The 24,194-nt window shown below is 43.9% G+C and carries 15 protein-coding genes, 2 pseudogenes and 1 other annotated feature; of the genes and pseudogenes, 13 read left to right on the top strand and 4 right to left on the bottom strand.

Annotated features, from left to right (window positions below; all coding sequences use genetic code 11):
• Nucleotides 1-48: 48 nt before the first annotated feature.
• Nucleotides 49-918: an NAD(P)H-hydrate dehydratase gene (locus tag I2E21_RS09420; protein WP_195411168.1), complete on the bottom strand. Its 870-nt coding sequence runs from the start codon at nucleotides 916-918 to the stop codon at nucleotides 49-51.
• Nucleotides 919-921: 3 nt separating this feature from the next.
• The gene (locus I2E21_RS09415) at nucleotides 922-1,458 is read right to left on the bottom strand and encodes a hypothetical protein (protein ID WP_195411167.1); all 537 of its coding nucleotides are present in this window, start codon (nucleotides 1,456-1,458) and stop codon (nucleotides 922-924) included.
• A gap of 105 nt (nucleotides 1,459-1,563) precedes the next feature.
• Nucleotides 1,564-1,781 (top strand) — a binding site (T-box leader).
• Between the two features lie 41 nt (nucleotides 1,782-1,822).
• Here I2E21_RS09415 and pheS point away from each other — a divergent pair.
• The 3 genes from pheS (at nucleotide 1,823) to I2E21_RS09400 (ending at nucleotide 5,677) form a co-directional block, all read left to right on the top strand.
• Nucleotides 1,823-2,875, top strand: coding sequence for a phenylalanine--tRNA ligase subunit alpha (gene pheS, locus I2E21_RS09410; RefSeq protein ID WP_195411166.1), 1,053 nt, complete (start codon nucleotides 1,823-1,825; stop codon nucleotides 2,873-2,875).
• A gap of 14 nt (nucleotides 2,876-2,889) precedes the next feature.
• On the top strand, nucleotides 2,890-5,256 hold the full coding sequence (gene pheT / locus I2E21_RS09405; protein WP_195411165.1) for a phenylalanine--tRNA ligase subunit beta: 2,367 nt from the start codon (nucleotides 2,890-2,892) through the stop codon (nucleotides 5,254-5,256).
• Nucleotides 5,257-5,479: 223 nt separating this feature from the next.
• Entirely contained in the window at nucleotides 5,480-5,677 is a 198-nt protein-coding gene (locus tag I2E21_RS09400) for an alpha/beta-type small acid-soluble spore protein (RefSeq protein ID WP_022233969.1), read from the top strand.
• A 93-nt stretch (nucleotides 5,678-5,770) separates the two neighbouring features.
• Here the strand turns inward: I2E21_RS09400 and I2E21_RS09395 are convergent, their stop codons facing one another.
• A complete protein-coding gene (locus I2E21_RS09395; RefSeq protein ID WP_195411164.1) occupies nucleotides 5,771-6,241 on the bottom strand; it encodes a low molecular weight protein-tyrosine-phosphatase in 471 nt (156 codons plus the stop codon).
• 480 nt (nucleotides 6,242-6,721) lie between these two features.
• Here I2E21_RS09395 and I2E21_RS09390 point away from each other — a divergent pair, with 480 nt between their 5' ends.
• Both I2E21_RS09390 and I2E21_RS09385 read left to right on the top strand, forming a co-directional pair.
• Complete coding sequence (locus I2E21_RS09390; protein WP_195411163.1) at nucleotides 6,722-7,843, top strand: ROK family transcriptional regulator; 1,122 nt, start codon at nucleotides 6,722-6,724, stop codon at nucleotides 7,841-7,843.
• A 184-nt stretch (nucleotides 7,844-8,027) separates the two neighbouring features.
• Nucleotides 8,028-8,705: pseudogene (locus tag I2E21_RS09385) on the top strand (alcohol dehydrogenase catalytic domain-containing protein); the annotation flags it as partial.
• Nucleotides 8,706-9,016: 311 nt separating this feature from the next.
• Here the strand turns inward: I2E21_RS09385 and I2E21_RS09380 are convergent.
• Nucleotides 9,017-9,847: a DUF6273 domain-containing protein gene (locus I2E21_RS09380; protein ID WP_195411162.1), complete on the bottom strand. Its 831-nt coding sequence runs from the start codon at nucleotides 9,845-9,847 to the stop codon at nucleotides 9,017-9,019.
• A gap of 172 nt (nucleotides 9,848-10,019) precedes the next feature.
• Here I2E21_RS09380 and I2E21_RS09375 point away from each other — a divergent pair, with 172 nt between their 5' ends.
• The 8 genes and pseudogenes from I2E21_RS09375 (at nucleotide 10,020) to I2E21_RS12490 (ending at nucleotide 23,897) form a co-directional block, all read left to right on the top strand.
• Nucleotides 10,020-10,934, top strand: coding sequence for a carbohydrate kinase (locus I2E21_RS09375; protein WP_195411161.1), 915 nt, complete (start codon nucleotides 10,020-10,022; stop codon nucleotides 10,932-10,934).
• 7 nt (nucleotides 10,935-10,941) lie between these two features.
• Nucleotides 10,942-11,169 carry an HPr family phosphocarrier protein gene (locus tag I2E21_RS09370; RefSeq protein WP_195411160.1) on the top strand — a complete coding sequence of 76 codons (228 nt, stop codon included), beginning with the start codon at nucleotides 10,942-10,944 and terminating at the stop codon, nucleotides 11,167-11,169.
• Between the two features lie 91 nt (nucleotides 11,170-11,260).
• Nucleotides 11,261-11,416: pseudogene (locus I2E21_RS09365) on the top strand (helix-turn-helix domain-containing protein); the annotation flags it as partial.
• Entirely contained in the window at nucleotides 11,413-12,114 is a 702-nt protein-coding gene (locus I2E21_RS12585) for a histidine kinase dimerization/phospho-acceptor domain-containing protein (RefSeq protein WP_347708283.1), read from the top strand. The pseudogene I2E21_RS09365 and the gene I2E21_RS12585, both read left to right, overlap by 4 nt.
• 3 nt (nucleotides 12,115-12,117) lie before the next feature.
• Nucleotides 12,118-12,555, top strand: coding sequence for a sensor histidine kinase (locus I2E21_RS12580; protein WP_347708282.1), 438 nt, complete (start codon nucleotides 12,118-12,120; stop codon nucleotides 12,553-12,555).
• A 99-nt stretch (nucleotides 12,556-12,654) separates the two neighbouring features.
• Complete coding sequence (locus I2E21_RS09355) at nucleotides 12,655-13,257, top strand: TetR/AcrR family transcriptional regulator (protein WP_195411159.1); 603 nt, start codon at nucleotides 12,655-12,657, stop codon at nucleotides 13,255-13,257.
• Nucleotides 13,254-17,696 carry a fibronectin type III domain-containing protein gene (locus tag I2E21_RS09350; protein WP_195411158.1) on the top strand — a complete coding sequence of 1,481 codons (4,443 nt, stop codon included), beginning with the start codon at nucleotides 13,254-13,256 and terminating at the stop codon, nucleotides 17,694-17,696. The genes I2E21_RS09355 and I2E21_RS09350 overlap by 4 nt, the downstream gene beginning before the upstream one ends.
• 30 nt (nucleotides 17,697-17,726) lie before the next feature.
• Nucleotides 17,727-23,897, top strand: coding sequence for an InlB B-repeat-containing protein (locus I2E21_RS12490; protein ID WP_195411157.1), 6,171 nt, complete (start codon nucleotides 17,727-17,729; stop codon nucleotides 23,895-23,897).
• Nucleotides 23,898-24,194 lie beyond the last annotated feature (297 nt).

Genomic DNA, 24,194 nt, shown 5'->3' with positions numbered 1-24,194 from the left:
TTCTCCCAACTTTTTGAAAATATAGTATTGTTTTTAATTTTATAAATATTACATTAGTTTCAAATAAGCTGTTGGAATCATATCTATCATATCGGTTGGCAGCATTGATATTTTACCGAGTTTTTCTGCGGCAAGGTCGCCGATTGTGCCGTGAAGAAATACTCCTGCCGCTGCTGCATTGATAGGGGATGCACCTTGAGCGAGCAGTGAGCCGATTATTCCTGACAAGACATCACCGCTGCCTCCGGTTGCCATTCCCGAATTGCCTGTGTGATTAATATAAACTTCACCGTCAGGTGATGCTATTATTGTTCCCGCACCTTTTAAAACAGTTACTACACCGAATTTTTTTGCAAAATTAATCGCAGTATTTTCTCTGTTTAAATTAACCGTCTTTGGAGTTGAATGTAAAAGTCTTGCCATTTCGCCGGGATGAGGTGTAATAATGGCAGGCGCTTTTAAATTTTTAAGAATTTCCGGTTTATTGCAAATGCAGTTCAATGCGTCGGCATCAATCACAAGTGGCTTTTCGCAATTTGTAATTACAGATTGTACTAAATTTTTTGTGTCATCACAAACCGAAAGTCCGCAGCCTATTACTACGGCAGAAGATTTTTCGCACATTTCAAGCAAAAAAACGGTGTTTTTACTTGAAATTACACCGTTTGAAGTTTCTTCAAGCGGATAATATACGCTTTCAAGAATATTTGTTGCACAGACAGGATAAATGCTTTTCGGTACGGCAATTTTCAATAAACCGATTCCGCATCTTAAGGCTGCCTTACCTGCCATAATTGCAGCGCCTGCCATTCCGTAACTGCCGCAAATGCACAGTAAACTGCCGAGAGTACCTTTATTGGAGTCATCGGGACGGTTAAAAACAGCCTTGTTAAAAAGCAATCTATCTGTTTCTTTCATAATTTAGCCTCTTTTGTAAAAAATCTTGAGTACAATGTCTTTCTTAAGATGACCTTTCATTGCATTGAGAATTTTCTCGTTAGGCGCAAATACAAGCAAAGTTTTGCCGTATGCCGCAGAATTAAAAACAGCATAATAGTTGTTTTCGTCATTAATATCGGCACAAGCCTCAATGCGCTTAGCAAATCGCATTGTATCAATTACTTTTTCATCTTTGTCAAGAATTTCAATGTCGCTTATCTGCAGTTTGCACATTGTTTTTCTTTTTCTTAGAGCAATAATCTTTGAAACCTCAATAATTCCGCCTGAAACCGAATATTCATATTCTACACGCTGAATACTGAAAACATACCAAACTATGTATATTCCTATAAGGAAAATAAAAAACGCCACATAGATAAGGTAAGCAAGGCGGAGCGGATATGCAAGCGCAATGCAAAGGGCGGGAATTGTTATAAGCAATGCTACCGATAAAATTTTAATGATAAGCTGTTTTGGCTTTTTAACTCTTTTTACAAGCTGTTCGTTAAATATTTCCAATTTTTTTACTCCTTTTTTAAGTAGATTAATAGTATAATAACATAATAAGCGTTTTTTTTCAATAAAACTATTGCAAAATCAAAAAGAAAATGATATTATACTAATGATAACACGCTGACGAAGAGAGTAGCGTTTTTTATGCCGAAAAGAGAGCAATGTCAAGGCTGAAAGCATTGTGCGGCGGAAATTGCGTGAAGTTCACTTCCGAGTGGTGAGACTGAAATAACAGTAGGTTTCAACGGCTGACTCCGTTACAGGTCGGGAAGTGTTTGCTTCTTTAAGCAAAAATCAGGGTGGTACCACGGATATTATTCGTCCCTGCGTAAGTGATTACGCAGGGATTTTTATTTTTACGGAGGTATGTATGAACGAGAAAATCATAAGCCTTATGGGCGAAATCAACGCCAAGGTTTCAGAAATTTCCGATCTTGTCGAGCTTGACAAGCTCAGAGTTGCTTATCTTGGTAAAAAGGGCAGTATTACTGCACTTTTAAAGGGTATGAAAGATCTTTCTCCGGATGAGAAAAAGGCTTTTGGCTCTGAAGTAAACCAGCTTAAGGCTATGGCGAGCGAAAAGATTGAGCAGAAAATCGAAGAACTTAAGAAGAAAGAGGTAGAAAGAGAAATTGCCTCTATGCGTCCTTTTGATATTACCGCTCCGTCAAATATTGTAAAAGGCTCATATCATCCAATCACACTTGTACAAAGACAGTGTGAGGCTATTTTTAAATCAATGGGCTTTACTGTAGAAGATTATTCTGAAATTGTAACCGATTACGAATGTTTTGAGTCACTTAACATTCCTAAGCATCACCCTGCAAGAGATATGCAGGATACTTATTATCTTGATAACGGTCAGCTTTTGAAGTCACAGACTTCTGCCGCACAGAACGCTATTCTTAAAAAATACGGTAAAAACCTTATTGAAAACGGTGTGCCGATTAAGGCAATTTTCCCGGGCAGATGTTTCAGAAATGAGGCAACCGACGCTTGTCACGAAAACACATTCTTCCAGATGGAGGGTGTAATGGTTGACAAAAATATTTCGATTTCAAACCTTATCTTCTTTATGAAAACTATGCTTTCGGAAGTTTTCCAAAAAGATATTAATGTACGATTAAGACCCGGATTTTTCCCATTCGTTGAACCGGGATTTGAGCTTGATATCAGTTGTCTTATCTGCGGTGGCGAGGGTTGTCCTTCATGTAAGCACAGCGGTTGGCTTGAGCTTTGCCCATGCGGTATGATTCATCCGAATGTACTTCGTGAGGGCGGTATTGACCCGGACGAATACACAGGCTTTGCGTTTGGTCTTGGCCTTACAAGACTTGCAATGATGAAGTACGGCATTAAAGACATCAGAGATTTGAACAGTGGCAGCTTAAAGGCATTGTCACAGTTTACAGACGATAAGTAAGGGGGAGAATAGTAATGTTTTTATCAATGAACTGGATTTCAGACTTTGTTGATTTATCGGGACTTGACAAGGTTGAGCTTATACATCAGTTTTCTCTCTCTACAGCCGAGGTGGAAAACGAAATTTTCTTCAAGGGTTCAGAATTAAGCGGTGTTGTTGTAGCTGAAATTAAATCAATTGAAAATCATCCTGATTCTAAGAAACTGCACTTACTCAAGGTTGACGCAGGTGAAAGCGAACTTGTTGATGTAGTTTGCGGTGCACCGAATGTAAGAGTAGGTATGAAAACCGCTTTTGCAAAGGTTGGCGCTAAACTCGGTGAAATTACCATCGCACCTCGTCCGCTCGCAGGTTATACTTCATACGGTATGTGCTGCAGTGAAGCGGAAATCGGAATCAGTGACGATAATTCGGGTATTATGGACATCACAGATGATGTTGCAAACGGTACAGATATTAAAGAAGTTTACCAGATTGACGATATAGTTTTTGAAGTTGACAATAAGTCACTTACAAACCGTCCTGACCTTTGGGGACATTACGGTATTGCAAGAGAGTTTGCCGCACTTTCGGGCAGAGCATTAAAGCCGCTTGAGGTTGAAGATCTTACTCCGTACAATGAGCTTGCAAAGGTTGATATGAAGATTGAAGATCCGCTTTGTCAGCGTTACAGCTGTTTGCAGGTTGAGAACATCAAGAGAAATGTAAGCCCCGTAAATATGAGAATCAGACTTTACTACTGCGGTCTTCGTGGTATTAATTTCCTTGCTGACCTTACAAACTATCTTATGCTTGAAATGGGTCAGCCAATGCACGCTTTTGACTCAAGAAAAGTAGAGAAAATTCGTATTAAGCGTTTTGACAAGCCTTTTGTATTCCGTACACTTGACGGTGTGGACAGAAACATTGACGAAAATACACTTATGATTTGTAACGATAATACTCCTGTTGCAATCGCAGGTATTATGGGAGGTCTTGATTCGGAAATTGTTGACGATACAACAACTCTTACTCTTGAGTCTGCTACATTTAATGCAGTATCGGTTCGTAAGTCAACAGTAAGACTTGCTCACAGAACAGACGCATCTATTCGCTACGAAAAGTGTCTTGACCCTGAAATGACAACTGTTGCAATCGCAAGATTTGTTAAACTTTTAAAGACATATGACAGCGATATTAAGGTGGTTTCAAGCCTTACAGACGAGTATGCTTTCCACTATGAAAAGATTACTCTTGAATTTGACAAGGCATTTGTTGACCGCTATACAGGTATTGAAATCAGCAAAGAAAGAATCGTAAAAACTCTTGAAAGCCTTGGATTCGGTGTGCAGCTTGCAGGTGATGATTTCACAGTAACCGTTCCGTCATGGAGAGCTACAAAGGATGTTACAATCAAGGCTGACATCATTGAGGAAATCACAAGAATTTACGGTTATGATAACTTTGCCGTCCATACAACCCGTTCACCTCTTTATCCTGTAAGAACAGGCGAGTTAAAGAGTAATGAAGATAAAATCAAGGATATTCTTGTTCAGAGATATAATCTTCATGAAGTCCATTCATATGTATGGGCATATAACGACGAGCTTAAAGCACTTGGCATTGAAGTTGAAAACAATGTTAAGCTTGCAAACGCTACTAACCCTAACATTGAAACAATCAGAAATTCAATTATTCCTACACAGCTTTGTCAGGTTAAGTCAAATATTTCGTATTCAAATGATTTCGGTATTTTTGAAATTGGCAGAGTTGTAAAAGGCCTTGACGAAAAAAACCTTTGCATTGAGCAGAAAAAACTTGCAATCACACTTTTCAGCAAAGTTAAGGATATTAAAACACTTTACTTTGAGCTTAGAGATATGCTTGTTGTACTTTCAGAGGACATTAAGCACAAATCGCTTGGCTTTAAGAAAGCAGAGCCGACACACAGCTATGAACACCCTGTGAACCTCTACACAATTATGATTGACAATGAGGAAATCGGTACAATCGGTATTGTTCACCCGACTGTGGGCAAAAAGCTTGACAAGAAAGCAAGCGTGGTATTTGCTGAGGTTGATATGAATGCATTTACCGATGCGCAGACCGCTCCGATCGTTTACGATGAGCCGTCAAAATTCCCGCCGATTGATTATGATATCAGTGTAGTTGTTCCTGATAAACTTTTCTTTGAGGATCTCAGCAAGTGCTGGATCGGCAAGGGCGAGGGTATCTTAAAAGGAACAAAAATTGTTGATACCTACGATACAGACACAGTACACAGTATCACAATCAGATTTGAATTTTCATCAGCCGAGAGAACTCTCTCATCAGCAGAGGTTCAGACTGTAATGGACGAAATCATTGCAGAACTTGCAAAAATCGGTGCAAATTTAAGATAATAAATTAAAACAACCGACCGTAATTAATTTTTACGGTCGGTTTTGCTGTGTTGTTATATTGACAGTGAAAGAAATAATTTTAAAATAAAATATATGAAAAATTTACATATTATAAAAAGAAAACTACCGCAAACAATACTATTGCGGAAGGAAATCAAGAGGTTGAACCTGACGCTTAAAATATAAAATTAACTAAAAAATAATTAAAAAGGAGAAAACCAATATGTCAAGCAATAACAATCAGCTTAATGTACCACAGGCAAAGGAAGCAATGGAACGCTTTAAGATGGAATGTGCAAACGAAGTGGGCGTAAACCTTAAACAGGGTTATAACGGCGACTTAACATCAAGAGAAGCCGGTTCGGTAGGCGGACAGATGGTTAAAAAGATGATTGAATCATACGAAAACAGTATGAAATAATTTGATTTAATAAATAAATCATAAAAATATATCGGGGCATATGGCAACAGCTGTATGCTCCGATGTTTATTATGCAATATTATTTTTAAAATATCAGTTGATTTTCAAATTATGCTCTTTTATGTACTCAAAAAGTGCTCTGCAACCATTGTCAATGTCGGTGTAAGTAACATCAAAATTGCCTGTGTACCATGGATCTGCCACATCTCGTGAATAATTGGTAAACTCAAGCAGGCGGTGAATTTTCTTTTCATTGTCAAAACCGACTATCCGCTGTAAATTGCGCAAATTCATAGAATCCATAGCAATTATGTAATCATAATTTTTGTAATCGTCTTTGGTAATCTGCACAGCATGGTGTGAGGTGAACGGAATGTTCATTTCTGTTAATTTTGCCTTTGTTCCACGATGAATACCGTTGCCGATTTCCTCCGTACTTGTCGCAGATGAATTAATTAAAAATTTATCGGCAAGCTTGTTATCCGCAACAATTTTTTTCATTACAAATTCCGCCATAGGTGATCGGCAAATATTCCCATGGCACACAAACATTATCTTAATCATAACAAAATTCCTCCCGATTTGCCGTAATATGCGTCATTTGCAAGGATGAATTGAGTGTAACAGGAATGAGTATCACTTTTAAAATTCCCTCAAAACACGCAAATCAAGGCAAAATGTGGCATATTAGATTTTCCAAAAGTAGTCAAATAGTAGTCAGTTAGGGGGGGCAGACTACTTTCAAAATCAACAGTATAACGATAGTTTTTGAGTAGGGGGGTGCAAAATGGATTTTACATCAAAATAATTCTTTATCAGAACTATAATTCCGATTCAATCTATCATCAACGGCATTAAACAGTAATTATATTATAGCATATAAGAAGTTGTTTTCCTATACTTTAGTTAGCATTCATTCCTAGAAAGATGTTACATATTTTTATTGCATAGTAGTTAATAGATTTTTTAGTGTGAACTCTTGAAATACTTTGAGAAAAATGGTAATATAATAAACATAAAATACTTTATAAAAGGATTTTGATTATGAATTCTGTTCCAACAAACAATATGGATGTAAAAAAGCAAAATAGAATAAATACTCTTAGATGTCTGCTGAAATATGATAGAATTTCACAGCCTGAGCTTGCACAAAAGCTTAACCTCAGTTGGCCGACTGTTTTGCAAAATGTGAAAGAGTTAATCAATCTTGGATTGGTTCATGAGGTTGGTGCTTACAAGTCTACAGGCGGAAGGAAAGCAAAAGCTTATGCTTCAATTCCTGATGCAAAATTAGCCATCGGAGTTGATATTACAAAAAATCACATAGGTTTTACGCTTGTTGATTTGTCCGGAATGGTTATAAGATATACAAGAAAGACAAGAGCTTTTTCTTCTGATGAAAATTATTTTAAAAACTTAGGCGACTTGATGAATAGTTTTCTAAAAGATGATGAGTTTGACAGAATTATAGGAGTAGGTATTTCTATCCCCGGTATTATAAGTGATGACGGAAAGAGAATAATTTTTTCTCATGCACTTGACATTTATGATTTCAGCACAGAAAGATTTGTTGAATTTATCTCATACCCTTGCTTATTTATCAATGATGCAAATGCTGCCGGTTTTGCGGAAATGTGGGATAAGTCAGATATTGATAATCTTATTTATCTGTCATTAAGCAATACTGTCGGCGGTGCAATTATTTTTTCGGGAAAGTTGTTTTGGGGCAATAATCTTCGAGCAGGTGAATTTGGTCATAATACATTAGTTCCTAACGGAAAACAATGCTATTGCGGTAAAAAAGGCTGTCTTGACGCATATATTTCGGCAAAGGTATTATCTGGGCAGGCTGACGGAAATCTTGCAATGTTTTTTGAAAAACTCCGATGCGGTAATGCTGAAGCCGAAAAGGTATGGGACGATTATCTTAAGTATCTTGCAATAGCTATTAATAATCTGAGAATGACTTTTGACTGTGATATAATTGCCGGTGGATATGTAGGAGCTTTTCTCGAGGAATTTGCACGGGAATTAAAAAATTATGTTGCTGAACGAAATACATTTGAAAGTAATGCCGATTTTTTGAAATACTGTACCTTTAAATTAGAGGCATCTGCAGTAGGTGCAGCACTTATGAAAATAGATTCGTTTTTACAGGAAATATAAATTATTAAAAGCAGTGATTCTGATAAATGTCGGAGTCACTGTTTTTTTGCACAAATCATAGTGTTAATATTTAGCAAATGTGATGATTTTAAAAAAATCTATTGACATCAATGTGTGTTTGTGATTTAATATAGTCACTTAATAAAACACTTTATAAAAGTATTTTTAAACAGGAGGACTAATTATGAAAAACACTATGAAAGTTGCTGTAATGACAGGCATTAAAAAAATGGGATATGTTGATCGTCCGGTGCCGACACCAAAGCCTAATGAGGTATTGGTAAAGCTTGAGTATATCGGCATATGCGGCAGTGATATGCACTATTATGAGACAGGTGCAATCGGTGACTATGTTGTAAAGCCCCCTTTTGTTCTCGGACATGAACCGGGCGGTGTTGTCGTTGAGGTAGGTTCAGATGTAAGTCATTTGAAAGTAGGTGACCGTGTCGCTTTAGAGCCGGGGAAAACTTGCGGACACTGCGAGTTTTGTAAAACAGGCAGATATAATCTTTGCCCCGATGTAATCTTTTTTGCTACCCCCCCGGTTGACGGAGTATTTCAGGAATATGTAGCTCACGAAGCAGATCTTTGCTTTAAACTTCCCGATAATGTATCGACACTTGAAGGTGCTTTAATTGAGCCTCTTGCTGTTGGTTTCCATGCTGCAAATCAGGGCAATGCCCACGCAGGACAGACAGCGGTTGTTATGGGTGCAGGATGCATCGGTCTTGTAAGTATGATGGCACTGAAAGCAGAGGGTGTCAGTAAGGTATATGTGGTTGATATTATGCAGAAAAGACTTGATAAGGCTATGGAACTCGGTGCTGATGGTGTTATAAACGGTAAAGACGAGGATGCTGTTTCGTTAAATGAAACTACAGCAACATAATTTTCACCTTTAGCATTAATTAAATCCATGAGGAAACTGTTTGCAGACTGCTTAACATACTCTATAGCTGAGGGTGCTGTGTAAATGGTTTCTCCGTGCTCACCGATAAAACTTGCTGTGTCAGAAACATCTAAAACAAGTACAGAATATCTTTTAACAGTGTTTGTTTCTTCAGCACTAACAGCAAAAAGAGATAATGGCAAACAAGAAAGTGTAAGAACTAACGCAATCATAATCGAAAAAATCTTTTTCATTAGACAACCTCCTATTTTATGTTTGGTATATTAATTTTTTAAAATAAATACTTTCTCACCTCCTATTATGTTTTCACATTCCTCAATTTCTGTGTCAATTGGAATGCAAAAAGCTGGTCTAACCGCATTTTCACATAAACCGTCTAAACCATTTATCCCTCCTATCCCTGCACATCCAGTTTCGGAAATTCCAACAATACTGTTCCCACCGTTAAAAGCAGCAGAACGAAGCATCCAAGATCCTGGACATGAGTTTTCATAATAAGCAATTTTGTTTTCATTTTTCTTAAAAAAATTAATTGGAATACCTTCCTGTGCTTGAGAAGAGCCTAAAGTGGAATTCACTTCAGTAGCTGACAATAAAAATATTTTCCTTTCTATTGTTTCTGTGGAAGAATCATGTGTATCGATAGCGTTTTTTGTAGCAATTAGTATAGATGAGTTAACTATTATTTTTCTTGTATTCTCATGAAGAGTATAGAAATATGAATTGTTTAAAAAATCATCTATTATGCTTCCACTATAATATGATCCATATTCACCTGATGAATTATATGGCTTAGGTTCATCAAGTAAAAATTCTCGTAGCAAAAGACAATTTTTTGAATAATCAGAAGATAAAACTAAAAAAGGAACATATTCATTATTTTCATTTATATAAATCCTGTATCCATATAAATTATTTGTATCATAGCACAAATCTTTTATACAACATGGTTTATTAGACTCCGGATTGTTATAAATAGTTTTCTTATTAAATTGTTTGTTACAAGATGCTAAAGATAATGAGCCAAACAAGCAAATCAAACAACAAAAACATTTTATTATACTAAAACTCAAAAATCTTGTTTTTTTTATCATATTAAACCTCATCGAAAGCAAAATTCTTTCGCAGAATATATTACTTCTGCGATATTGTAATTATATATAAAACTACTGTATAATTATATCATAGGTTGATATAAATGCCAATATGTGTATTATAAATATAGAAAAAGTTGTGTAAATTAAACAACATCGCCATAGACATTTTATGCAATTCGCCGTCAAAATTCTGGTCAAAAAAGAAGTAAAATCATTTGCACGAAATCCGGGGGGAGCACCGGCAAATGTTCTTGCAATGAACAGTAAGCTTGGCGGTTCATCGGCTTTTATCGGTAAGGTCGGCAACGATGCATTCGGTTCTTATTTAAATGACACATTAAGCAACCATAATATTGATATTACAGGTATGGCAACTGACAGCAATGTGCCGACAACACTTGCTTTTGTTCAGCTTGACAGCAAAGGCGACCGTTCGTTTTCTTTTTATCGAAATCCAGGAGCAGATATGATGCTTAATGCCGATGAAGTGAAAAAAGAACTTATTGATGAATGCAAAATTTTCCACTTCGGTTCATTATCTTTGACAGATGAACCTTGCAGGAAGGCGACATATGATGCTGTAAATTATGCAAAGAAACTCGGAAAAATAATTAGTTTTGATCCTAATTATAGATCTCTTTTGTGGAGTGATAGGGAAAAAGCGGTAAATGAAATTTCAAGAGCGATTACAATGGCGGATATTTTGAAAGTGTCTGAGGAAGAAATGTATCTTGTTACAGGAGAAACAAATCTTGAAATCGGCTCAAAAAAGCTTTTAAATATGGGTGCGTCATTAGTTTTGGTATCGCTCGGAGAAAAAGGTGCTTGCTATCGCAACAAAAATCATTTTTGTGTATTTCCTGCATACAAGGTCGATGCGGTTGATACCACAGGTGCCGGGGATGCTTTTGTAGGTGCAATGTTGTGGCAGTTAAAAAACTATAAACCCGATGAGATTGCTGATATGGTGCTTGATGATAAGATACTTTTTGCAAATGCTGCGGGTGGACTGACTGCAACAAGAATAGGTGCAATTCCTGCGTTGCCCACATTAGATGAAATTAAAATATGTCAGAAAGGTTGACAAGTATATGAAAATAGCAAAAATCAGACTCACACAAGTGGATCAGGTCAGAGAATTTGTTGAATTAACTTCCAACTGTAATTATGATGTTGATTTAGTTTCAGACCGTTATACAGTTGACGCAAAATCTTTACTGGGCATTTACAGTCTTGATTTAAGTAATCCATTGCAAGTTGTTATATACGGTGATGACAGCGAAGAATATGAAAAAGCATTGGAAAAATATAAGATTTGATGATCTGCGTTAAATAGTTTATAAGTTAATATATAGCTTTCCTTAAAACAAAAGTCATGTTGCAAATTTGCAGCGTGACTTTTGCTATTATGAACTAAAAAGCAATCACATCAATTTTGACAATTTCAGCAATTCAATAAGAGTACATATTTCTGCATTACGAAAGAAACTGCGTGCGGCGCTCGGCTATGACCCGATTCGCAATCGCATTGGTGAAGGATATGTTATGGAGGAAGAAAAAGAATGAAAAAGCTATCCTTGCAATGGCGCATAACTTTGATGACTGCACTTCTTATCGGAGCTACCTGCATTTTTATGAATGTTCTTATCGGCTATTCCGGCAGCCGTTACATGGATTCCATAGGTTCTTATGTTACAGGTTACGGAGATACGGACAAAGGAGAACCCGAATTTTTCGATCCCGAACACGAAAAGCTTGATCGTGAATTGACTATTGTAATTAACGGAGTACAGGAATCCTTTATCGCTACCAATTGGTATATTACGGCGGCGGCAACATTGTTAGGCGGTGTGCTTGCGTATTTTTTAAGCGGGCATGCGCTGAAGCCTCTGCGTACTTTTACAGCTCGGGTTGAGAAGGTTCAGCCTAACAATTTGACGGATATGAAGATAACCGAAGAGGTTTTGCCTGAAATGAGACAATTTGTCAAGTCATTCAATCTGATGCTTGACCGTCTTGATGAGGTATTTACCGCTCAACGACAGTTCACGGGAAACGCGGCGCACGAGTTGCGTACGCCGCTTTCGCTGATGCAGGCACAGCTTGAACTTTTTTCGGCAGAGCATCCCGAGGTATTGCCGGAAACGGCTGAGTTTCTCCGATTGTTATGTGAGCAGACCGAACGAATGACGCAAATGACAAAAACCTTGTTGGAAATGAGTAAGCTTCGTACAGTATCGTGTGCCGACCGCATAGAGATATGACCTATGGTAGAAGAAATTTTCACTGACCTTGCGCCCCTTGCAGAGAAGAACAATATTGCACTTGAAAGCACGGGCGACGCTGTTATGACAGGCAGTGACACGTTGATTTACCGTTTGTTATATAATCTGACCGAAAACGCTATACGCTACAACCGTTTTGACGGTACAGTGAATATTACCGTAACGCACAAAGACAATCAGCTTGTTATTACGGTTGCGGATACCGGCTACGGCATCCCCGAACAATACAGAGAAAGTATTTTTCAGCCCTTCTTTCGTGTGGATAAATCTCGAAGCAGGGAATACGGTAGCGTAGGCTTGGGACTTTCTTTGGTGTGGAAAATCGTCACATTGCACAATGGTAAAGTCCGTGTGGAAGAAAGTTCGGAAAAGGGTACGGCTATAGCCGTAAAGTTTGCGACAGATACGATAAAATTTTAATATTTTGCAAAATTTTTTTAATAAATTGTTGAAATTACCGTAGTCGTGTGTTATACTATAGTTAATTAATTGATTAGTTATCAAAAGGAAGCGAACATTATGAGAACAACAGAGGAACAACACAACGAGCGTAAGCGGGAAATGATGGAAAAATGCTTTGAATGTTATGCTGAAAACGGGCTGACCGGTACGGGTATCAAGGCTTTGGCGGCAGCGTGTGGGTGTACAACGGGAAATCTGTATTCCTATTTCAATAATGTGGATGAACTGATTATTGAGTCAACGGCCTACTGTATGGAAAAGGTCGAGGACGATTTCATGGAAATGGCGCCCACCGACCCGAATGATGTTGTCCGATTTGTGAGAGAGGTTCCGTATTGGACCGCAAAGAAGCACGGCAAAAAATATCGGCTGATGTATCAGGTCTATACTCATCCGAAATATATTGAGCACGGCAAGAAATTCTTTGAGGGAGTGAATGAGCGCTATACCGAATATGCCAAGCGGTTGGAGCCGAAAATCGGTATTCCATACACGGTGATTACACCGTTGATTTTTATATTTGTTCGTGCCTGTGTACACTATGCTATGTTTGAGGATGAATATTATTTAAAAACCCAAATGGAGGTCTTAAAACAGGGTGTCGCTCTGTTTGCGGATAAATACCGTTCACAATATTTGAAGGGAGGAAACGGAAAATGAAAAAACGAATACTTTGTACCCTGCTCACCCTATGTATGGTGATGTGTGTTGCTTTACCTTTTATGAGCTATGCCACTCTGGGAGTATCGGCATCCGACTCGAGTGCATACGGCACACTGCTCACACCCGACACAACCCCACCGGTCGGATGGGCAGAGGATGAAAGCAACCCGTACGGCACAAAAAAGGGTCAGCCCTTTGCCATCACCCCATGGTATGAGCCGATCATTTACAGCTATCGCAACGCAGAGGGGCAGGCGGCGCAGGATCATACCAAGGTATACAGTAAGTGGAATTTCGGTATCAACATTGCCGAATGTACACCGAGTGCCCATCGGGTTTCTGCTGTCGATAATGTTGCATTTGCTGTTGGAACAGCTTACGACCCACTCGGCACGGGCAGAAACGATCATGCCATCTTTGTCGGTCTTTGCGATATGGATAATTCCAAGAACACTGCGAAGATCTGCTACTGGGTACAAAACCTTGTAAACAACAAGCGCTCCGAGCTTCAGAAAATTGCCGACGCTCCGATGTGGGCGTGCAAGAAACCCGGTTACGGCGAGCTGGAATACCAGGAATTCCGCCACTATTTCAATGTCACGGCGGGCGACTATGATGGTGACGGAAAGATGACCGCCGTTATCACCTACGTCGGCAATGATGATTTATGGGGAATCGCCGGCACGGGAATTGCCGGAGAGCAGGGACTTTCAAGAAAATCGTTTGTCAAATCCAAGGGCAGCGGCAATGCCTATTTCGACGGCTGGAACACGACTCTGTATGAGCGCGACCAGATCACGAAGTCGCTTGTCTCGGCGGATATTGACCGTGACGGCTGCGATGAGCTTATCGTGTACGCAGGCATTGCCGAGCCGGATAAGATCGAAGGCAGGGACAAGGAGATTTCCGGCGATTCCTTCCGTAAGGCTGTTTCAAAGCTCTCGGTATACAAAGCCGAAAACGGAAACCTCAAAAGAGTGGATCAAAAGTCCCTGATGACCCTGAACCGCGAGGATGAAAAAGCGGACGGCAGCCGTTACTACGATCATATCCGCTACGGAAACCTTGCCGCGGGAGACATCGACGGCGACGGCTGGCAGGAAATCATAATTGCCGGATATTTCCGTGAAGTCAGGGAAGAAAAGAAGAAGGGCTTTATCTGGGACAAGAAAACCGACAACGAAAACATGGGCTTTGCCGTTTATTACGGTCAGAACAAGTCAATAACGAATGTGCAGAAAACCACCATGAGCGGTTATACCGCAAACGGAACAAATGATCTGGGCGTGAAGCCGAAGCCCGCTATGACAAGCGTTGCGATCAACGGCAGAGGTACGCCGGAGCAGGTATGGATCGCAGGCGGACTGTATGAGGTTCAGCAGAACGGCGCGCTTAATCTTCTGCGCGACACCGCGCGCGAAAAGAATTCAAGCGCGAGATGGTGGTGGTATCAGGATGTCATCGCAGGCAATTTTGACCACAACACGGAAGGCCGCGAGCAGGTGATCGCGCTTGCCGCCGAAAGGCAAAAGGGAAGCGGTTCGGCGCGTAAATTCGACCTGTTCACCGATGTTTTCTACGGCGAGGATTTCGGCAGCGGCACGCTGTCGGTCGCCGGCAAGTATACAGTGACAGCCGAAAAGGACGAGTTTTCCAAGCTCTGCCACGATGCCGACCTAGCATGGGATATGCCGTATAACTGCATACTGCTTGCGGCGGATGTGAATAAAGACGGTCTGTTTGCTCGCTATGAGGGCAAGGGCTACGGATATTCCGATGCACAGGTGCAGGCGGTGCTCCAGGCGGCTCCGTATTTCTCGGAGCTCGGTGACTATGATCTTGATTTCTCCGACGGCTCAACCACCTACACCTTCTCCTCAGGCTATTCGGACACGAAATCCTCATCGCACAACACCTCCTTCGGTGCGTCCATCGTCGCGCAGGGAGATCTGAAGGTGTGGAGATACGAGGCGACCCTCGGATACACCATGGATTTTACAAAGAGCACCGAGGATACCCTTTCTAAGGAATACAGTGCCTCATTCAATGCCGGAGGCAACGATTCTGTGGTGCTGTACCGCGTGCCGGCAACAACCTATTATTACTCGCTTTATGACCCGCAAAAGGGCGATTTTGACCTCAGCGAGCGAAATACCATTGCCCTGATGATCCCCGGGCAACCGGTTTACACCATGCTCGACCGGGAGTATTACGATGAGTTTGCGGTACTGTACAACGAAACCTACAAGAAAGACATTGCAGCGGGAAAGGCAAAGGCTTTGCCGATACTGAACAGCCATGTACTGCCGGAAAACGCCGAGGGCGACCCGTTCGCCTATTGGTCGAATACCGCTACTACCGCCGACTATGTTTCGAAATTTGAGTCGCTGAGTAAGCAAAAATATGAGCTTGGCTTCGGTGCAAGCAGTATCACGAACGACTGGACTACCACATCTGAGCATGCCGAGGGAGTTGAGATGGCTCACGGCTTCTCCGCTTCGATGAAAAGCACATGGGGCGTAGACGCATTCAATATGGGTTTTGTAATCGATTTGAGCTACAGCAAAGCAACAGGTACGGTCTACACCACGACGGAAAGCAGCGGCGCCAGCGGTACGGTAAACAACATCGACCGCCGTTCGCTCCTTGCCTCCTACGGAATCGGCTACGATGTTTCGAGCCAATACGGCTTTACCTGGGATTTCGGTATGCGCACATGGACGGCAGGAGATCAGAAGATTCCTGTGTTCGGATATGTGCTGACCAATCTTCGTGCCGCACCGCCCGTACCTACACTTACAGGCGTATCCGTAACAGACAATCAAAGTGCAAAAATCACCTGGAAGGCACCGACTGCAGACAGCAGACGCCCCTATACAGGGTATCATATCTGGATGCGTATGGATGACGGCGATTTTGTGCGTGTGACTGATGCTCCGCTGTCAGACACGACCTTTGAATATACATACGATACTCTGGAAGAGGATACCACCTACACCTTTGCGGTTTCCTCTGTCGGCAATAACGGAACGGTATCGGCATTATCCAATACCAAAACCTTCTCAACCTTTACGGGATCGGACGGCAGAGAAATAGAATTACGCAGTGACGGCAACAGTATCCAGTGGAGATATGAGGGTGAAAGTGATGACGCTTACCGTGTTCTTGTATCACTTTCCGAGTTGAAGGGAAATGACGGCGCAGATGGAAAACAAATTGAACTGAATGTATATAATGGATTTATACAGTGGAAGTACAGTGATGATTCTGCCTGGAATAATTTGATTGCCTTGTCGGAGCTGACGGGCGATAAAGGCGATAAAGGTGACAAGGGTGACAAAGGCGACAAGGGTGACACGGGAGAGACAGGTGCGCCCGGTCAGGACGGAAAAGACGGTGTAACGCCAAAGCTTAAAATAGGTGATGATAACTTCTGGTATATCTCCTATGATGACGGACAGACATGGGTATCCCTCGGTGTGAAAGCCACCGGAGAAAAGGGTGATACCGGTGAAACCGGACAACAAGGCGACAAGGGCGATAAAGGCGACAAAGGTGACAAGGGCGAAACAGGTACACCCGGTCAGGACGGAAAAGACGGTGTAACGCCTAAGCTAAAAATAGGTGATGATAACTTCTGGTATATCTCCTATGACGACGGACAGACATGGGTATCCCTCGGTGTGAAAGCCACCGGAGAGAAGGGTGATACCGGTGAAACCGGACAACAAGGCGACAAGGGAGAAACAGGTGCACCCGGTCAGGACGGAAAAGACGGTGTAACGCCGAAGCTTAAAATAGGTGATGATAACTTCTGGTATATCTCCTACGACGACGGACAGACATGGGTATCCCTCGGTGTGAAAGCCACCGGAGAGAAGGGTGATACAGGTGAGGCCGGACAAAAGGGCGACAAAGGCGACACCGGCACTGACGGACAGGATGGTGCCGACGGAAAAGACGGTGTTGACGGTAAGGACGGAGATAAGGGCGGCAAAGGCGTTAAGGGCGACACCGGCAAGGACGGAACAAATGGAACAAACGGAACAAATGGTGCAAACGGCTCTGACGGCAAAGACGGTAAGGACGGCATAGGAATAGCCAAAGCGGAGATCAACGCAGACGGCGAGCTTGTTATCACCTATACCGACGGCGAGGTAGTCAATCTTGGTAAAGTTGTCGGTGCGGACGGCAAGGACGGTCTTACCCCATTTATCGGTGAAAACGGCAACTGGTGGATTGGTGAGAAAGACACCGGTGTGAAAGCGGTGGCAGATGTAGCCGTTCCCGCAGGCTTCGGAAACATATCCGAAGGAAACATATCCGAACCCGCAGCTTCACCTGCTTTGGTTGCAATAGGCTCTGTTGCAGGAGTTGCGCTGCTTGGCAACCTCGGCTTAATCTTATACATTGTACTGAAAAAGAAAAAAGTATAGTTTGAGATTGCAAAACGGAGGTAACAGAATATGAAAAAACGAATACTTAGTATCTTGCTGACTTTATGCATGACGCTCTGCCTTACGCCGATAAGCGTATTCGCCGAGGAGGTTGGGGCAGAGGACTCTGCTGCGATACAGCTTGGTACAGATGCACTAAGTGTGTTAAGTAAAAATGTAAACACAGCGACCGCACCGACTGTGTATTTCGGGCAAAACCATGAAAATAATCCCGCTGCATGGCGAGTTATCGGCTATGACGGAAGCGGTGTTACAAGCGCACAAGGGGATATTACCCTGCTCGCGGCAGGCGCTATGGGAGTTATACCATTTGCCGATACCATATTAAACAACGAATACGCACCGAGTAATTTGAAAGCCACAATAGATGCGCTTGCGGAAAAGCTGACGACAGAAGAAAATGCTGCCGTAAAGAAACGGGCGCTTACAAGCGGAAGTTACGACGGAGAGAATACCGACTGTGTAGCGGGAGGGCAGGTGGATAACGCTGTATTCTGGCCACTTTCCGCAAAAGAGGCTATTGTTGTAAACAACGATCTGCGTGCCTTGAATCCTGCACATCCGAATTGGGTGACAACCGCTTGGTGGCTGCGCTCCCCCGGCTCCAATAAATATAATGTCGCCGTCGTGCGTAGTGATGGTTCTGTCGAATACTCTGGGTACACTATGCTCATTTTCAATAATCATCGGACTGTTCGTCCCGCTTTTAACTTAAATCTGAACTCTGTCCTTTTTGCATCTGCCGCTGTGGGCGGAAAGCCTGACGGAGGGCTGACCGAAGTTTCCAAATACAGCGGAAACGAATGGAAACTGACGCTTTTAGATAGTAGACGCAATTTTGCCGTAACGGAAAAAACTGTCAGCGCCGCCCCCGACGATACCGTTACGCTGAATTACAAAGGGGCGACCACAGGGAAAAATGAATATATCTCTGTCATCCTGGCGGATAACAATGGCGCACAGTATTACGGCAGAGTAGCACAGCCTACTGCCGAAAGCGGAACGGTTGAAATCAAAATCCCGTCTGACATTGCACCGGGCGACTATACCATGAAGGTCTTCAGCGAGCAGTATAACGGTGACTGCAAGACCGACCTTGCAAGTGCTTTTGCGGATGTCACGCTGACGGTGGAAAGTCAGCCTGACGAGCAGTTTACCCTCACCCCCGGTGGCAGATACTATTTTGACCTTTCGGCGATGAACATCCCCGGAACGGTAAACAGCAATCTGCCGGACAGCACACTTCATTATGTGCCTTTTACCTATGCAGGCACGGTCAACGCTTATAAGCTCACATCGGAAATGGCAACCACCGAGGAGTATGCTCAGAAGAATAAATATCCCCACAGCCTATTCATTGCGGACTATGTCGTAACGCATACGGTAAGCTGGGATGACTTAAATACGAAAAGTCTGATTTTCGGCAAAGATTATGCCAGCGGCGGCGTGGACTATACCCTGCGCGCACCGTCTTGTGGAAGTGGGTTTACCGGTTCAGACGATTCAGAGCGCGGTACGCCCCAAAGCAATGAGTGGGACGCGGTGCTGGACAAGAACAGCGGCTATGTCAAAAACTGGAACGACATATATTCGTGGGGGCAGGACACAACAAGATACGACTCGTCGCACCGTGCGGTTCGCGGGTGCGATTCGGCCCGCCGCTGGAACAACGGCAGTGCTTCGTACTCCTTTCCGTACGTCGGTTTCCGCCCCGTCCTTGAAGTCCTGAACCCTGACACACTGGATTCTGACGGACTGAAGGTCGTTACCCTTGACCTTGGCGGCGGCACGCTGGGTAATAGCTCCGAGGATATTCAAATCATCGTGAAAACCGGCAGCGAGTTTACCGCGCCTGCGTCCGACGGTCTGACCCGCCCGGACGGAAATACAGGCAGCTACTTTATGTGGCTTGGCAGCGACGGTAAGCTCTACGCGCCCGGTGCCATTGTTCCGGCGGACGTTACCAAGCTCACGGCGCAGTTTGCTTTATCAGAACAGTTTTCCCTCACCCCCGGCGGCACCTATTACTTTGACCTCTCGGCAATGGGTATTCCCGGCACGGTGAACGATGCTCTGCCGGATAATACCCTGCACTATGTGCCTTTTACCTACGCAGGGACGGTGGACGCCTACAAGCTCATGTCGGAGATGGCAACCACCGAGGAATATGCACAGCAGAAAAAATATCCCCACAGCCTGTTTGTGGCGGACTATGTCGTAACGCATACGGTAAGCTGGAATGACTTAGATACTGCGAGTCTGATTTTCGGCAAGGACTATGTCGCCGGCAGCGTGGACTATACGCTGCGTGCGCCGTCCGTGGGAAGTAGTTATACAGGCTCAGGTGATTCAGAACGCGGCACGCCCAAAAGCAACGAATGGGATAAGATACTGGATAAGGACGACGGATATATCAAAAACTGGGGGAAGATGCTTTCGTGTGGACAAGATACTACTATAAGAATTTCGGCGTCGTTCCGTGCGGTTCGCGGGTGGAAGCGTTCGGCCCGTTTCTGGACCAGCTACAATACCTCTTACCAGACCTTCGGCTTCCGCCCCGTCCTTGAAGTCCCGAACCCCGGCACGCTGGGCGCTGACGGGCTGAAAGCCGTTACCCTCAACCTTGGCGGCGGCAAGCTGGGCGGCAGCTCCGATGCTATTCACATCATCGTGAAAAACGGCAGCGCATTTACCGCCCCTGCGTCCGACGGCATGACCCGCCCGGCCGGAGATACAGGCAGTTACTTTATGTGGCTTGACAGCAATGGCAATTCCTACGCCCCCGGCGACAGCGTTCCTGCTGATGTGACGGAACTGACGGTGCAGTGGACAGCCCCGACCTATACCGTAACCCTGCACGCAAACGGCGGCACGATCAACAACGGCAATGTCACCGAATACACCTACGGCGTGGGTGCAACACTCCCGACAGATGTGACGCGCACCGGGTACACCTTCAAGGGCTGGTATTACAACGAAAATCTGACCGGCTCTCCTGTTACGGCAATCGGCGACACCGAAACGGGCAACAAGGAATATTGGGCGAAGTGGGAAATCAATCAATATACCGTCACAGTCAAGCCCGAAAACGGCGAAGCGGATATTACCATAACGCAGGATTACGGCACACCAATTACCGCTCCTGCCGACCCGACAAGAGAAGGATATACCTTTATCGGCTGGGACAGGGAAATTCCCACGACCATGCCCGCCGAGGATATGACTGTCACGGCACAGTGGGAAATCAATCGGTACACAATAACCTTTGATACCAACGGCGGAAGTGAGATTGCACCCATTACTCAGGACTACGGTACGGAAATTACCGCCCCTGACAACCCAACAAGAAAAGGTTATACCTTTAAGGGCTGGGATAAGGAAATCCCCGAAACCATGCCTGCGGAGAATATTACTGTCACGGCACAGTGGGAAATCAATCGGTACACAATCACCTTTGACACCGCAGGCGGCAGCGAGATCGCTCCGATTACGCAGGACTACGGCACGAATATCACCTCCCCTGCCGACCCGACAAGAGAGGGCTACACCTTTATCGGCTGGGACAGGGATATTCCCGTGACCATGCCTGCCGAGAATATTACTGTCACGGCACAGTGGGAAATCAATCGGTACACAATCACCTTTGACACCGCAGGCGGCAGCGAGATTGCTCCGATTACGCAGGACTACGGCACGAATATCACCTCCCCTGCCGACCCGACAAGAGAGGGCTACACCTTTATCGGCTGGGACAGGGATATTCCCGTGACCATGCCTGCCGAGAATATTACTGTCACGGCACAGTGGGAAATCAATCGGTACACAATCACCTTTGACACCGCAGGCGGCAGCGAGATTGCTCCGATTACGCAGGACTACGGCACGAATATTACCGCTCCCGCCAACCCGACAAGAAAAGGTTATACCTTTAAGGGATGGGATAAGGAAATCCCCGAAACCATGCCGGCGGAGAATATAACGGTTAAAGCACAATGGGAAATCAATCGGTACACAATCACCTTTGACACCGCAGGCGGCAGCGAGATTGCACCCATTACGCAGGACTACGGCACGAATATTACCGCTCCCGCCAACCCGACAAGAAAAGGTTATACCTTTAAGGGATGGGATAAGGAAATCCCCGAAACCATGCCGGCGGAGAATATAACGGTTAAAGCACAATGGGAAATCAATCAGTATACAATAGCCTTTGATACCAACGGCGGAAGTGAGATTGCAACCATTACACAGGATTACGGTACAGAAATTACCGCCCCTGACAATCCGACAAGAGAGGGCTACACCTTTATCGGCTGGGATAGGGATATTCCCGTGACCATGCCTGCCGAGAATATAACGCTTAAAGCACGGTGGAAAGACAGCGAAAAGCCCACGGGCGAAATTAAAATCAGCGAGAACAGTTGGAAAGCGTTTCTCAACAACATCACCTTCGGTCTGTTCTTTAAGGACACGCAAACGGTGACGATCACCGCAGCCGACAACAGCGGTGAAACGGTAACGGTTGAATATCTGCTGTCAGATAAGGAATTGACAAAAGCGGAGCTTGACGGCATGACCTTCACAGCGTACACCGCACCGTTTGGCATTGACCCCGATAACGAATACATTATCTATGTCAGACTGACCGATAATGCAGGCAATACGGACTACATCTGCTCGGACGGCATTGTGCTTGACGGCACAAGCCCGGTTATCACCGGCATTGAGGACGGCAAGACCTACTGCGAGGCGCAGATGGTCACGATCACCGAGAAATATGTGGATACCGTTACCGTAAACGGCACGGCGGTCACGCTTGACGAAAACAACAGCTTTACCCTCGCTCCCGCAGACGGCGAGCAGAAAATCGTTGTCACCGACAAGGCGGGCAACACCGCCGAAATGACCGTAACGGTCAACGACGGGCATACCTTCGGCGAATGGACATCAAACGGCGACGGCACACACACCCGCCAATGCACGGCAGACGGCTGTACGGAAGGCATCGAAACGGGTAATTGCGTCGATGAGGATAAAAACCACATATGCGACATTTGCGGAAATATAATCTCCAACCATGAGGATGCGAATCAGGATCACGTCTGTGACCTCTGTGGCAAAGTGATTTCCAACCATGAGGATGCGGATAAGGATCACGTCTGCGATCACTGTGGCAAAGTGATTTCCAACCACGAAGATGCAAACAAAGACCACGTCTGCGACTATTGCGAAAAGGTAATCTCCAACCACGAGGACGCGGACAAAGATCACATCTGTGACCTCTGCGGAAAGACAATCTCCAACCATGATGATGCGGACAACAACCATATCTGCGACTATTGCGGAAAGACAATCTCCAACCACGAGGACGCAGACAAAGATCACATCTGCGATCACTGTGGCAAAGTGATTTCCAACCACGAAGATGCAAGCAAAGACCACGTCTGCGAACTCTGCGGAAAGACAATCTCCAACCACGAGGACGCAGACAAAGATCACATCTGCGATCACTGTGGCAAAGTGATTTCCAACCACGAAGATGCAAGCAAAGACCACGTCTGCGAACTCTGCGGAAAGACAATCTCCAACCACGAGGACGCAGACAAAGATCACATCTGCGATCACTGTGGCAAAGTGATTTCCAACCACGAAGATGCAAGCAAAGACCACGTCTGCGAACTCTGCGGAAAGACAATCTCCAACCATGAGGATGCAAACAAAGACCACGTCTGCGACTATTGCGGAAAGGTATTCTCCAACCATAAGGACGCAGATAAGGATCATGTCTGCGATTACTGTGGAAAGGTGATCACAAACCACATCGGTGGTAAGGAAACCTGCAGGGATAAGGCAGTATGCGAAGTCTGCGGCAAATCCTACGGTAAGCTTGACCCGAAGAACCACACTGACTTAAAGCATTTCCCGGCCAAGGCGGCGAGCGAGGATGCCGATGGCAATATCGAGTATTGGTACTGTAGCGGATGTAATAAGTATTACAGTGACAAGGACGGCACTAAGGAAATCGCCAAGGCCGACACCGTAACGGCTAAGTTGCCGAAGTCTCCCCCGACCGGCGATACAAGCAACCTCATGCTGTGGATCGCACTGCTGTTTGTCAGCGGCGGTGTTCTGACAGGTGTAACGGTATTTGATAAGAGGAAAAGGCATTCCGTCAAATAATCAGAGATAAGTAACAATTAACGATCCATCACGGAAACATCGCAAATACGGCACAGAGGGCATAAAAACCGCTGTGCCGTATTTCTTTCAGGGCGACTGTTTTTGAAAAACTTGGCGAGTATCTTAAAAATCTCTTTTTATACAGACGGCTGCAAGGCAGTCAGAAATTTTACATTTTTTAGATGGTATAATTACATTGTATATTTTAAATTAAATTATGATATGAGGCGATTATATGTCAAATGCAATTCCTACAGAACTTTCGGTAAACGGTAAAAATTACTCCGTAATAAAATT

The organism is Ruminococcus sp. BSD2780120874_150323_B10, assembly GCF_015553695.1.
GTDB classification, from domain to species: domain Bacteria; phylum Bacillota; class Clostridia; order Oscillospirales; family Acutalibacteraceae; genus Ruminococcoides; species Ruminococcoides intestinale_A.
The sequence above is the reverse complement of the archived record's forward strand: the minus strand, read 5'-3'. Positions and strand labels throughout refer to the sequence as shown.